This is a genomic window from Desulfosarcina variabilis str. Montpellier (assembly GCF_048565275.1).
Classification (GTDB): domain Bacteria; phylum Desulfobacterota; class Desulfobacteria; order Desulfobacterales; family Desulfosarcinaceae; genus Desulfosarcina; species Desulfosarcina variabilis.
In genome coordinates, this window is record NZ_CP159846.1 from 6,587,685 (window position 1) to 6,601,593 (window position 13,909).

Here is a 13,909-nt window from a genome sequence, read left to right on the forward strand (position 1 = left end):
GCAAGCAATTTTTCAGTTATCAGCCCACCATTTCGGATTTTGAGGACAATTTCCGCATCGTCGCGACCCGGTCCAATTTGCTATAATCTTTTATGATCTGTATATTTTCGTATTGACCGGTACAGTTGGCAATCTCGATAACGGCGGCAGCCTGATCCCAGCCCATCTCCAGGGCCAGCATACCGCCGGATTTCAGATAACGGTAAACCGATTGGATAATCGTGCGCAGGCAGCTCACCCCATCAGGGCATCCATCCAACGCCAGGCGGGGCTCATAATCGCGCACCTCGGTTTGCAGCCCATCGATATCGCCGCTGGGTATGTAGGGTGGATTGGATACAATCAGATCAAAGGTTTCCTGCTCCGGTTTCAGTGGCGCATCCCAACTGCCGCAGTACCAGACAATGTGCGGGTCCACCCCGTGTTTGCGGGCATTTTGGCGGGCCATCTTGAGGGCGGCAAGACTATGATCCATGGCCACAAATTGTCCCTGGGGATACTCGTGGGCCAGGGCTATGGCAATGGCCCCGGATCCGGTGCCCATGTCCAGGATTCGTTTGCATCCGCCGGTATCCCCATTTTGCAAAAAGGGCAGTACCGCTTCCACCAGACATTCGGTTTCCGGCCGGGGAATAAGTACCTGCGGCCCCACCATCAATTCCAACGACCAGAATTCACGCCTGCCGGTGATGTAGGCCACCGGTTCGCCACTCAAGCGTCGTTTAATGAGCGCCTTGAAGTACCCGCGCTCCTTTTTGTCCAGCGGCTGATCATGGTTCAGATAAAGATCAATCCGCCGCACCCCCAACACATGGGCCAGAAGAATTTCCGCCTCGATGCGCGGATTTTCAAGCTGATGGGAACGAAAATAACTGGTGGTCCAACGCACCAGTTCGATAATCGTCCAGATCGGCTGCTCAGGCGTCGAGGCGTTCGGCATGTTGCAGGGCCTCGCTCTGGTAATGGGTAACCAAGGCGTCGACGACCTCGTCCACGTCACCTTGTAAGATCGCCTCCAGCCGATAGAGCGTCAGGCCGATTCGGTGGTCGGTCACCCGCCCTTGAGGAAAATTGTAGGTACGGATACGCTCACTGCGGTCTCCGCTACCGACCTGGCTGCGACGATTCTGGGATCGCGCCTCGTTTTGTTCGCGAACCATCTGGTCCAGCAAACGGGATCTTAATACCTTGAGCGCCTTGGCCTTGTTTTTGTGCTGGGATTTTTCATCCTGGCAGGTGACCACCAGCCCTGTGGGCAAGTGCGTAATGCGCACCGCTGAATCCGTGGTGTTGACGCTCTGACCGCCAGGACCGGATGAACGAAACACATCGACCTTAAGATCGTTGGTATCGATGTTGACTTCAACCTCTTCCGCTTCAGGCAAAACAGCGACGGTTACGGCTGAGGTATGGATGCGCCCCTGGGTTTCAGTGGTCGGCACCCGTTGTACCCGGTGGGTTCCGCTTTCGTATTTCAAGCGGCTATATGCCCCTTTCCCATTGACATTGGCAATGATTTCCTTGAGCCCCCCCACACCCGTGGTATGGTGGTCCATTATCTCCACCTTCCATCCTTTCCCGTCAGCATAGCGTTGGTACATTTTAAACAGGTCGCCGGCAAAAAGACCTGCTTCATCACCGCCGGTGCCGGCGCGAATTTCCAGGATAACACTTTTTTCGTCCAGCGGATCCTTGGGGATCAAAAGGATCTTGAGTTCGTCGGTCAACCGCTGTTTTTCTTTTTCCAGCCGATCGACCTCCTCAGCAGCCATCTTTTTCATTTCAGGATCGTCATCGGCCATCAGCTCAAGGCTGTCATCCAGTTCCCGATCCACCTGCTGATATTCCCGGAATGCATTGACAATCGATGAAATTTCTGCATGCTCGCGGATGTACTTTTGATAGGCATCCCTGTCCTGGACCACCTCAGGATCGGACAATAGACGTTCCAATTCCTTGAAACGATCTTCAACTCCTTTTAGCTTATTAAACATATCACCCCACCAATGGTTACGGCTTCGTAAAACAGTACACAGTACCTGCCAGTTTAATCAATGGTTGTTGAAAACGGGTCTGATCGCTCGCTAATCAGATTTTAGTTCGGATAAGATAATGATCAACACGGGCAGGACACCGGTGCCGGTTTGAATAACCGGGCACCGGATTCAACCTAAAGGAAGATAAGAACGAAAGGTGCTATTGATTCTGGAATTTTTCGTATTTTTTTCTGAATCGCTCGATCCGACCGGCCGTGTCCACAAGTTTTTGTTTACCGGTAAAAAACGGATGACATTTCGAACATATTTCCACGCGGATGTCCTTTTTTGTGGATCCCACCTCTATGGTGTTGCCACAGGCGCATTGTATGGTGGTTTCTTGATAATCCGGATGGATGCCAGTTTTCATTGTTATTTCAACCCCCTATATCTTTTTTAAGCGTTCATTGACTCCAAGAAATCTGCATTATCCTTTGTTCCGTTCATTTTTTCAAGTAAAAATTCAAGGCTATCAGACGGATTTAAGGACGAAAACAGTTTTCTGAGGATCCATACCCGATTCAAGGTGGCTTCGTCTAGCAGCAATTCCTCCTTGCGGGTACCGGATTTCTTGATATCAATGGCCGGGAAGATGCGTTTGTCGGCAAGGCGGCGATCCAGCTGAATTTCCATATTGCCGGTACCCTTGAATTCTTCGAAAATAACCTCATCCATGCGGGAACCGGTGTCTACCAGGGCCGTGGCGATAATGGTCAGGCTGCCGCCCTCTTCGATGTTCCGGGCCGCGCCAAAGAAGCGTTTAGGCCGCTGCAACGCATTGGAGTCCACACCACCGGACAGAATTTTACCGCTGGGCGGCATAACTGAGTTGTAGGCCCGGGCCAGACGCGTAATACTGTCCAACAAAATGACGACGTTTTTTTTGTGCTCGACCAGACGCTTGGCTTTTTCAATCACCATTTCCGCCACCTGGACATGCCGTTCTGCGGGTTCGTCAAAGGTCGAACTGATCACCTCGCCTTTGACCGAGCGCTGCATGTCCGTGACCTCTTCCGGGCGTTCATCAATCAGCAGCACAAACAGTACAATATCCTTGTGATTTTTTACGATACAGTTGGCAATGCACTGCAACAGCATGGTCTTGCCTGACCGAGGCGGACTCACAATCAATCCGCGCTGGCCGAAACCAATCGGTGTCAACAGGTCCATAATGCGGGCGGAATAATTTTCCGGATCAGTTTCCAGATTGACCTTGTGGTCCGGGTACAATGGGATCAGGTTGTCAAAAAGGATCTTCTCCCGGGCCACTTCCGGGTCTTCGTAGTTGACCGCTTCCACTTTAAGCAAGGCAAAATAGCGTTCAGATTCCTTGGGCTGGCGGATCTGGCCGGATACCGTATCGCCGGTACGCAGGTTGAAACGCCGGATCTGTGAGGGTGACACGTAGATGTCATCGGGTCCAGGCAGATAGTTGTAGTTCGGCGCTCTAAGAAATCCGAAACCGTCTGGAAGAATTTCCAAGGTCCCTTCCCCGAAAATCAACCCATTTTTTTCAATCTGGGCCTGGAGCAGAGAAAAGATCAGCTCCTGCTTGCGCATGCCAGCAGCCCCATCGATATTGAGTTGTTTTGCCATCTTATTCAGTTCATTGATCTTTTTGTTCTTCAGTTCGACGATATTCATCAACACACCCCACCATATAAATAATTGTCGCCCATATTCCGCCCCCTTATGAAAATTTGTGTATACATCGGTGCCCAATATCTTTAAAAACAGCCGCCCCGTTTCCCTGTAGTTCGCTGGAACCTGGGCTTCGCAGCCTTGCCCAACATGTCAAATTTCGTGTTTCAATGGAACCTTTCGGGTGACTTGGGTTGGACTGTTGGTTTTTTTTGGAGGAAAATGCGTGTTTTTGTGATAGAAGTTATTGGAAAATGCCCGGCCATGCAGGCCTTACTGTGAGTATTTGCAAAATTGTTATACCATGAATTCGCCAGTGTCAAGGGAATTTGAAACAAGTCCGATACGGCGGATGATTTGCAGATTTTTGCTTACAAAATAGGCGTGGCCAACACGCCCGCCAAAGGTTTGAAATGTCAGAAATTGTCAACCTAAATCTCGATTTTCTGCCCGAAAACCGCCATGGCATTTATCTGGTTGGCGGAACGGTGCGGGATTTATTAATGGGTAGAAAGCCAGCGGATATTGACCTGGCGATTCGCGGCGATTTCGTACACATCGCGGCAACGATTGCCGACAAGTGCCAAGGCAAAGTCGTCGATCTGGGAAAAAAAGGCTTTGCCGTCCTGAGAGTCGCATCACCATCATTGACCGTTGATATCACGCCCCTGGCCGGTCAAACGATCGAGGAAAATCTATGCCAACGGGATTTTACCATCAATGCTATAGCATATGATGTCGCGGATAGGCGTCTGGTGGATTGCTCGGGGGGGCACGCCGATCTCAAACAAAAAACCGTTCGCATGGTTTCAGATACTGTGTTCACCAAGGATCCGGCCCGTCTGGTGCGGGCCTACCGCATGGCGGCGATGCTTGGGTTTGGCATTGATTCCAAGACCCGTGCGGCCATTGGTGGGTTCAGCCATTTGATCAGCCAGGTCGCCGGAGAACGGATCTGGGCTGAGCTGTTGAAATTGTTTACCCTGCCCCATGGCTCACCCATTGTCCGCCAAATGGCTGACGACGGTCTGATGGTGTCGATATTCCCGGAGCTGAAACCGTCCATCGGGTGCATCCAAAACCATTTTCACCAGTTCGATGTGTTCGAGCACAGCTTGCGAACCTATGAGCAGCTCGAAATGCTGTTGGCTGATCCCAATCATCAATTCGCTATCAGCCTGCCGGCTGACGAAATGACCGATCTGATAGATCGTGGTGCGCTGATGAAATATGCCGCCCTATTGCACGATGCCGGCAAACCGGCCACGAAAAAGAAATATGCTGACGGACGCGTGGGCTTTCCCGGCCACGCCGGCCGCAGTGCAGCCCTTGCCACCACGGCAAGCGAGCGATTGCGCTTATCCAAAGTCCAGCGTGACACATCGGTCTCCATCATCCGCAATCACATCCGCCCCCTTTTTCTATTCATGGCCATGCAAAAAGGCACGCTCAGCCATCGTGGAACTATTCGTTTTTTCAACCATTGCAGTTCCCTGACCCTTCCCATTCTTGTCCACAGCATCGCTGATATCCTGGCCAAACATCAGACACAGCAGCCAAAGGATGCGGACTTTATCTCCTTTTGTCATGGTTTAATGGGCGATTACGTCAACTTCCGAAAACGTCAATCCGCCGGCCCACCGTTGGTCAATGGGCACGACCTGATAAAAATTTTCGGGCTTTTCCCTACCCCGCGGTTTAAATGGATTTTGAGTCGTGTTGATGAGCACCGGCTGTCCGGAGAATTGTCAACTCGGGAACAAGCCCTTGATTGGGTTAAAACTCAGCTGGCGTCACGCTGGGGGGACGGTGCGCAAACGGCTGGGAAAAAGAGTTGAAGAGTTAGTTGGTTGGTTGGTTAGTTGGTTAGTTGGTTAGTTAGTTAGTTAGTTAGTTAGTTGGTTAACCAATCAAACCAATTAAACCAATTAAACTAATTAAACCAACCCAACCAATAAAACCAAAACCCTTTTCTTGACAAGCCTTTGTCATTTCTGTACTAACGCGAGGAGCTGGTGAAATGGTGTTTCACCGCCAGCCTGCCTAAATTTTAAGCTAAATAAGAAAAAAAAAGAGCGGCACCTGACGAATGCCTGGACATCTCGCGCAGCGGTTCGCCTGTGCCAGATCCGGCGCTTACGGTGCGATGGGCATTTTCAATTATCCTGTTAATGGCAACGGGAAACAGAAAGGAGAAGGTGAATGAACATCTTGTTTTTTGGTCCCAACGGCAGTGGCAAAGGCACCCAGGGAGCGATCTTAAAGGACAAGTATAACACGCCGCACATTGAGTCCGGAGCAATTTTCCGCGAAAACATCGGCAAGGGAACCGAATTAGGCGCCCAGGCAAAAGCTTACATCGACAAAGGTGACTTGGTTCCGGATGAAATCACCATTCCCATGATTCTCGATCGATTGAAGCAAGATGATTGCAAAAACGGCTGGCTGCTGGATGGTTTTCCGCGGAATAAAAATCAGGCCATCAAACTCGACGAAGCCCTTAAAGAAGCCGGCATGGCCCTGGATATCGTAGTAGAAATTCTGCTGGACCGTGAAATTGCCAAAAACCGCATTATGGGCCGTCGCCTGTGCGTCAATGACAACAACCATCCCAACAACATCTATATCGATGCCATCAAACCCGATGGGGATAAATGCCGGGTTTGCGGCGGTGAGCTGAAAACCAGAAGCGACGACCAGGATGAAGCAGCCATCAACAAACGCCACGACATCTACTACGACGCGACCGAAGGCACCCTGGCCTCCGCATACTATTTTAAAGATCTGGCCGAAGGTGGCGCGTCCATGAAATATATCACCCTGGACGGCACCCCCAGCGTCAAAGAAGTGACCGCAGAATTGGTTTCCAAACTCGATTAATTCGATTATTTCGTGTTTGACATATGACGACCGGTGAGCCACCGATGTGTGGTTTCACCGGTTTTTCATTCTTTTTCACCAGTAATTAAATCTTTAACTTGATAACCGTTTATTTTTTTGTTATTAGGTAAGGTTCAAGTATATCAATATTAACCATCACAGCTGCACTGCAAGGGGTTGAAATAAAACGCCAACTTGTCGATACGATGGGAAAAAGGGGGGTTGAGTCAGGTTGAAAGCAATTGAAGTCAAAGTATTCGACAACGATCTCGAAAAGGCCATGCGGATTTTGAAGAAAAAAATTCAAAATGATGGCCTGTTCAAACGCTTGAAGCTGAAAAAAAGCTACGAGAAACCGAGTGAGTACCGTCGTCGCAAAGAGCGTGAGGCCTTGCGTAGACAGCGCATTGCTGCCGCAAGAAGCCGAAGATATCGATAGCGGCCCCGTATATCTCACGACCCGGCCGGGATAAATTCCCTGCCGGGTTTTTGTTTGCGATGCGCGATCCATTCCAACCAGTCCAGACAAGCGGTTTAGCCGACAAGCCACGATCAAGAAAGTAGAGTCGCCGCCATGCCGACCGATGCCTATTTAGCATGCCTGGATGCCATGTATGGCATGCGCCGTTTTGGTATTGTTCTCGGGCTTTCGACCATCTCCAATATCCTCGACGGCCTGGGTAACCCACAACGCAAGTTTTCGTCCATTCATATCGCCGGCACCAATGGTAAGGGATCCATCGCTTCCACCCTGGCGACCATTCTGCAACAGGCCGGTTATCGCGTCGGCCTTTATACCTCACCGCACTTGATCCGTTTCAATGAAAGAATCTGTGTTAACGGCATCCCCATTTCCGATGACGACGTCGTGGCATCCTGGGAGGCGGTTAAAGCGGTCCATCATGGGGATCGAAACCCTACTTTTTTTGAATTAACGACAGCCATGGCGTTTTATGAATTCGGGCGCCAACAGGTGGACATCGCGGTGCTCGAAACCGGTATGGGCGGGCGGCTGGACGCCACCAATGTTGTGTCTCCGATACTATCGATCATTACAAACATCTCACTGGAACATAAAAGTTATCTGGGCAGTACGATTGCTGCCATCACCGCAGAGAAAGCCGGAATCATCAAGTCCGGCATTCCAGTGGTAAGCGGTGTGACCCAGAAAAGCGCCAAGACCGTGGTTGAGAAAACCGCTGCCGCCCAAAAGGCGCCCCTATTCCTGAAAGGCCGGGACTTCCGGGTACGTCGCAGCGGGTCCGGCGGTTTTTCCTACACGGGGATCGAGCATCAGTGGAAGGGGATGCAAACGGGGCTTGCCGGTGCCCACCAAATCGATAACGCCGCCCTGGTCTTGGCAGCCTGTGAGGTGCTTATGCGCGGCCAAGTCAACCTCACAAAAGAACAGATTCAGTATGGCCTAACGAATAACCGATGGCCGGGACGCCTTGAAGTCGTGTCTGAAAAACCGTATGTCATTCTGGATGGCGCCCACAACCTTATGGCGGCAAGGCGGTTGAGCAAATTTCTCCAAACCAGCCTGTCCGGCAAACGGATCACCATGGTCGCCGGCATTCTGGACGACAAGCCATATCAGGCAATCCTCAAGGATCTCGTGGCCCCATGTTCGCGCCTGATTATCACCCAGCCCAAGATTGACCGCGCCCTTGCACCAGAAATCCTGAAAGCCGTTGCCGAACCATTGATCGAGGAAATTGAAATCGTATCCGACGTGGGCGATGCCGTTCGCCATGCCGTCGCCACCTCAGGCCCCAATGATGCGGTCTGCGTAGCTGGATCACTGTATGTGGTCGGGGAGGCCAAGGCCGCGCTGCAGCAAGTATCCGATTTGCCATTTCAAGTTTGACAATTCGCAAGAGATTATCAAGGATAGCCTTGACTTCTTGACGGTAATCCACTATTTTCTCTCGACACAACGCGCCCGTAGCTCAGTGGATAGAGCACCAGCCTCCGGAGCTGGGTGTCGCAAGTTCGATCCTTGCCGGGCGCGCCAATTCAACGATAATAGGCCAAACAATTGCTAATTGCGGTTTGGCCTTTTGCTTTTCATTGCCTGTAGTTACCCCAATGTTGCAACATTGGTATTGTGTGCAGTCATTCGATTCGGCCGTAACAAGGCTGCTTAAAAAAGTAATGACAAATATCGTATAGGCCATTAAGATAACAAATTAATCAAATGCTACCCCTATGTTACAATCTTGCAGGTGCCATTTTCACCGGCCAATGGATTACAACGACTTATTTCCCCCATAAGGATCGTTCATGTACACATCACATTTCGGACTAACGGCTAAACCATTTAGCATTGTTCCCGACCCCAATATTCTTTTTCTTGGTAAAACTTATGAAAACGCGCTTACCTATCTAGAATATGGGCTTTCCGAAAAAGTCGGATTCATCCTTCTCACCGGAGAAGTCGGCATTGGCAAGACAACACTGATTCGTCATATGCTAAACAAAATGCCATCCCAGATGGATATTGCCGTTATCTTTAACACCAACTTTACATCGGATCAGTTGTTTCGTGGGATTCTAAACGAATTCGAACTTCCCTGCGATACCACCGACAAGAGTGTTCAGTTGGAGACCCTTTACCATTTCCTAATTGAGCAGTTTGCACAAGGACGGCATACCCTTCTGGTTATTGACGAGGCACAAAATTTATCCGATGCGGTTCTGGAAGATATCCGTTTGTTATTCAACCTCCAGACAGACAACAAGGTTCTGCTTCAAATCATTCTGGTAGGGCAACCGGACCTCAAACGGCGTATGAGCGATCCCAACTTGCGGCAGCTGGCGCAGCGCATTGTGGTCAACTATCATCTTACGCCATTAACAGAGGAACAGACATCCCAATATATCCATTTCCGTCTTCAAGCAGCCGGGGCCACAGAGAACTTGTTTTCAAAAGAAGCCTTGGCACTGATTTACAAAAAATCCGAGGGTATTCCACGCACCATCAATCTGATTTGCGATGCAGGGCTCACTTACGGGTATGGTGATGACAAAACGTTTATCGACCACACAATCATCGAGAATGTTTTAAAAGACGGCGTCTATCTGACCGCCGAAACAAAAGAACCGGCATTGCCGACCAACGCCGCGCCGGCAACCAGTGAAGCAGCCCCGAACATGATGGATCGGATCACGGCCATTGAATCGGCACTTGCCGAGCTGCAATCTGGGCAGCAAAAATTGGCCCAAGAGATTCAATCCGAATTGAATCAAAAGCTTGAGAAGCCAAAAACTGAATTGCCGGAAAGCGGGCATTCTCATCCAGACGATGAGGATATGGGCGTTAAAGCGGATACTTTTGCATTTAAGGATAGCGCCGGCGCCCACGCAATAGGACTCGAAAATGAAGGAGCGCCGCATGAGACCATGTTCTTCTCCGATACGGATCATCAATTCTCTGCCGAGCCCACCAATACAAATCCGAGCGTTTTAAAAACATCAATAAAAAAAATCGATTCAGACCTGGATCCCGCCGATACCCGGACGAGACGCTCCGCTGCCCATCGCTATTTGCTCTGGATCATTCTTTTGCTGATTCCGCTCATCGGTTTATGGATAATGATGGCTCGCGAAAATTCATCGTCAAAGCACTATACCCTAAAGCCTGGCGTGGACTCAACCCCATCATTGGGGGTGGTTAACATGAACTACGACGATTTGTCGACGTCTCCCGAGCTGGAGGCCAATCAAAAAAAAGAAACAGAAGCGCCTATCCAAAAAGAGGAAACAGAAATCATCCATACGGTTCAATCCGGTGAAACCCTTTTATCCATTGCCAAGCATTACAACATTCCAGCAAAGACAATAAAAAAAGCTAACAATATTACCAATTCGCATTTAATCTATGCTGGACAAAAATTGAAAATTCAATTGGCCATGCCCGATAAAAATCGCTAAATAGCTCATCAAACAAAAAATCCGGTTGACGGGCCAATCCATCGCCTTGGCCGTCAACCGGATTCATTTACGGTGAGTGAAAGGATTAGTCGATGATGCTTCCGAAAGCCGAAGTGAAATCACCCATATCAACGCCGCCTGGATGAGCGACTAAGATCGCCAGATCCTCACCATCCACATCACCATCTTCATCCAAGTCAGCAGTACTGTCGTCGACGGCACACCCAGTGCGATGAAAATTCCCTCTCCCCGTGCCCCACTGGACGGTTGCGTTGGATGTGCCTGGCAGATCATAGGCAACCACACCACTGTGAGCCGTGTTAACAACCACTTCCAAATCGGCATCGCTGTCAATGTTTGCCAGGGTTGGTGCGGCCAATCCACCATTCCAGTCCGGGCTGCCAAAAGCCATGGGCAAGGCTACGGCATATACGCTACGGCCGGAATAATCCACGATATGCAACTGCCCGGTTTTTTGCGATTCTTTTTGGGTCCATGTGGTAAAGAGAACTTCGGACCGACCGTCGCCATCAAGGTCGGCGACCAAGGGTTCGGAGGCAAAGCGCAAAATACCCTCGGAGGCCTGATTCACCGTAAACGGCCAACCGCCGTGCTCGGTTTTATCCAGCCAGAACGCATGCACGCGACCGTCGTATGATGCAAAAAGAATCTCTTTTTCTCCATCACCGTCCAAGTCGGCCAGCACAGGGTTGGGCTGGCAACTTTCGATGACGTTGTAATCCTCCATCAATGGCTCACCGGTATCCACAGGAATAGTCTCCCAATCAATGGCACCGGCCTGGAAACGGCTGCGGTCCGCGTTGAACAGGTAAACCCCCGTATACCGACTATTATCTGAATCTTCCCCGCAATCGTAAGTATTGCCGGTCACGGCCACTTCCAGCACACCGTCACCATCCACATCTCCGATGGCAGCGGCACCGTGAGCAAAATTGGTTCGATAGCGCTCCTCACGCAAATCGCTGTTGCTGCAAGCGCCCCACCCACGGATTTCAATATCAATGTTTTCCCATACCCCGACCTTACCCCAAGTTTTGGCCCCATAAATCCCGTTGGCGGGGACAAGCGTACCGTCTGGCAGGTAGGTACAGATATAGTGCACATCCGACGGAACGACGATCTCGCCAATCCCGTCGTCATCCAAATCGGCGATGGCGGCATTGTCATTGAACACTCCCCAGGCGTACCCGCTGTCATCGTCCAACTGCGGCCAGCCGCCGCGCAATGTGCCGTTGTGCTCGTATACCCAGGTGTTGGTTTTGCTGCCAATGGCGGCATTGACCACGATCTCCAGCGTGCCGTCATTGTCCAGATCGGCCACGGACAATCCGCGCAGTTCCTTGTCGGTCGGCTGCCGGGACCACACCGGATCACCATCCTGGTCGAATACATGCAAATACCCTCCGCCATGGCTGGTTACGATTTCCAAATCCTTATCATCGTCCAGGTCAGCCACGACAATCCCCGGCCAGATCCGATCGCCTTCCGGATCAATCCGCCGTATCAGCGACCCGTCAGTACCATTTATCATGAAGATCGAATAGGAGCCAGTAATCACCTCGACGCTGCCGTCGTTATCCAAATCAGCCGCTGCCGGAGAAGCATACCAGCCGGTCTCGCACCATGAGGAATAACATCCCCCATTTTGCCATTTTAATACAGGTTTTGAAAAAGATGCCTGGATAGTAGTTGGGAACGATAACAGCAAAAGCGTCATTACTAAAAACAAAGTCGATTTTACGCATATCTTCGCCATGGCAACATCTCCACTGAGAGGGTTAAGTTTCAACGATTAAGTGGTAACCGGAGAACCGGATATATTGATTCAAGGGCACTGAAGGGTTCCATATGCCGCACAAAATGATTGCATATTTGAATCCGTCAACGTGATGGCATGGGCGTTGGCCCAAATCGCCAGATCCACTCCATCAACATCACCTTCTTTTCCCTCGGAATCTCCAAAACAATCATCAGCAACAGCAGCGAAAGCGGCATCAGCATCGATCCGGCCATGGCCATAATCCTCATCCCATCCGACCGGTCCCAGGTCAGTGGCAGTATTCTCTATGACCGTCTGTATCTGGTCAGGTGTCCATGCCGGTTTTACCGCCCAGATCAAGGCAGCCAATCCGCTCACAAATGAAGACGCCATGGATGTTCCCTGCATGTAGTCATACCCGGTAGAAAGAGAATATTCCCCGCCTGTAAGATAGGTACCCGATTGCGTCGGCATTGTACTATAAATGCCATCCGGGTCATCAAGATTAGACATCTGGCCGCCTGGCGCGGCAATGTCACAATGATCACCATATTGTGAATAGCTGGCATAGGTATCGTCACGGGTCGTTGCCGCCACAGCCAACACGTTGTCACAGGCCGCCGGATATATGATGGGATTGTCATCATGATCATTGCCCATGGCAGCCACCAAAAGGCATCCCGCTTCGTGGGCGCTATTGATCGCTTCTTGCAGTGTTTTTGAGTATCCCTGCCCTCCCAGGCTGAGGTTAATCACCAAGGCACCCTGCGCTGACGCCCAGGTAATCCCATCACTTAAATCGCTGGCCGTACCACAGCCGGAATAATCCATGACTTTTACCGGCATAATTCTGGCATGCCAATCCATGCCGGCAATACCGTTACCATTGTTCGTGGCGGCGGCTGCAATGCCCGCAACATGGGTGCCATGGCCGTTCAGGTCATCGGGTGAGTCATCATCATCCACAAAATCATAGCCGTCAACAATTTTACCGCGCAAATCAGGGTGGTTCGCATCAACCCCCGAATCAACGACAGCAATGACAATATCGGAACTGCCAATGGATACGTCCCAGGCGGATAAAGATCCAATCACCTCTTGATGGACCCATTGCTCGCTAAAACGCGGGTCACTGGGCGTGGCCAGAATATGATAAATATAGTTTGGCTCGGCAAACAGCACATCCTCTCGGTTATTGAGCTGCTCGGCGAATTCCTCTTCCTGTCCCTCGGGCACTTGCCAGACCTGCGTCCGGCTACGCCTCAGTGTGCGCAGACGTGAGGCCTGTTGGTCCCCAAGCACCTGCATCAATGTATCACTATCGCTTTCGGCCCTGAATTTAATTAAGATTTCCCCAGCCTTCACATTATTTTGCTGCGCAGTTGAGACAGCCTCGTTATTTGTGCCAGGAATCATCGGGAACGTTTCCTCTGCAAAGCCAGTCTCGGTCCAGTATAAAAAGCTAAAAGCAATGAAAAGCATTTGGATATAAAAACGATATTTCCACAACAACCATTCAAAGTCCCTTCCATCATTCATTTTCAATAATTCCCATCAAACAGTAGTCATGTCAGAGGGCCCAACGCAAAGCCAAAAAAAGTATAGGTATTTACAAATATTTCAAAAATTGCTTTTA

Annotated in this window: 11 protein-coding genes and 1 tRNA gene; 6 read left to right on the forward strand and 6 right to left on the reverse strand. The window is 50.4% G+C overall.

Going from position 1 to position 13,909, the window contains the following annotated elements:
• Positions 1–19: 19 nt before the first annotated feature.
• The 4 genes from prmC to rho form a co-directional block, all read right to left on the reverse strand.
• Positions 20–940, reverse strand: coding sequence for a peptide chain release factor N(5)-glutamine methyltransferase (gene prmC, locus Dvar_RS29890; protein ID WP_419656783.1), 921 nt, complete (start codon positions 938–940; stop codon positions 20–22).
• The gene (gene prfA, locus Dvar_RS29895) at positions 918–1,994 is read right to left on the reverse strand and encodes a peptide chain release factor 1 (protein WP_419656784.1); all 1,077 of its coding nucleotides are present in this window, start codon (positions 1,992–1,994) and stop codon (positions 918–920) included. Before prfA ends, prmC begins: the two co-directional genes overlap by 23 nt.
• A 202-nt stretch (positions 1,995–2,196) precedes the next feature.
• Positions 2,197–2,406, reverse strand: coding sequence for a 50S ribosomal protein L31 (gene rpmE, locus Dvar_RS29900; RefSeq protein WP_419656785.1), 210 nt, complete (start codon positions 2,404–2,406; stop codon positions 2,197–2,199).
• Positions 2,407–2,432: 26 nt separating this feature from the next.
• Complete coding sequence (gene rho, locus Dvar_RS29905) at positions 2,433–3,680, reverse strand: transcription termination factor Rho (protein WP_419656786.1); 1,248 nt, start codon at positions 3,678–3,680, stop codon at positions 2,433–2,435.
• Positions 3,681–4,090: 410 nt separating this feature from the next.
• Here rho and Dvar_RS29910 point away from each other — a divergent pair, with 410 nt between their 5' ends.
• From Dvar_RS29910 to Dvar_RS29935, 6 genes are all read left to right on the forward strand, one after another.
• Positions 4,091–5,515: a CCA tRNA nucleotidyltransferase gene (locus tag Dvar_RS29910; RefSeq protein ID WP_419656787.1), complete on the forward strand. Its 1,425-nt coding sequence runs from the start codon at positions 4,091–4,093 to the stop codon at positions 5,513–5,515.
• A gap of 364 nt (positions 5,516–5,879) precedes the next feature.
• Positions 5,880–6,557, forward strand: a complete 678-nt coding sequence (locus Dvar_RS29915) for an adenylate kinase (RefSeq protein ID WP_419656788.1) — start codon at positions 5,880–5,882, stop codon at positions 6,555–6,557.
• A gap of 232 nt (positions 6,558–6,789) precedes the next feature.
• Positions 6,790–6,996, forward strand: a complete 207-nt coding sequence (gene rpsU, locus Dvar_RS29920; protein ID WP_054691100.1) for a 30S ribosomal protein S21 — start codon at positions 6,790–6,792, stop codon at positions 6,994–6,996.
• Between the two features lie 135 nt (positions 6,997–7,131).
• Positions 7,132–8,427, forward strand: a complete 1,296-nt coding sequence (locus Dvar_RS29925; protein ID WP_419656789.1) for a bifunctional folylpolyglutamate synthase/dihydrofolate synthase — start codon at positions 7,132–7,134, stop codon at positions 8,425–8,427.
• Positions 8,428–8,498: 71 nt separating this feature from the next.
• A tRNA-Arg gene (locus Dvar_RS29930) sits at positions 8,499–8,574 on the forward strand.
• Between the two features lie 269 nt (positions 8,575–8,843).
• Positions 8,844–10,493, forward strand: coding sequence for an AAA family ATPase (locus tag Dvar_RS29935; protein ID WP_419656790.1), 1,650 nt, complete (start codon positions 8,844–8,846; stop codon positions 10,491–10,493).
• An 85-nt stretch (positions 10,494–10,578) separates the two neighbouring features.
• Here Dvar_RS29935 and Dvar_RS29940 read toward each other — a convergent pair whose 3' ends face one another.
• Positions 10,579–12,270: an FG-GAP repeat domain-containing protein gene (locus Dvar_RS29940; RefSeq protein WP_419656791.1), complete on the reverse strand. Its 1,692-nt coding sequence runs from the start codon at positions 12,268–12,270 to the stop codon at positions 10,579–10,581.
• Between the two features lie 69 nt (positions 12,271–12,339).
• Entirely contained in the window at positions 12,340–13,689 is a 1,350-nt protein-coding gene (locus tag Dvar_RS29945) for a S8 family serine peptidase (RefSeq protein ID WP_419656792.1), read from the reverse strand.
• Between the last annotated feature and the right edge of the window lie 220 nt (positions 13,690–13,909).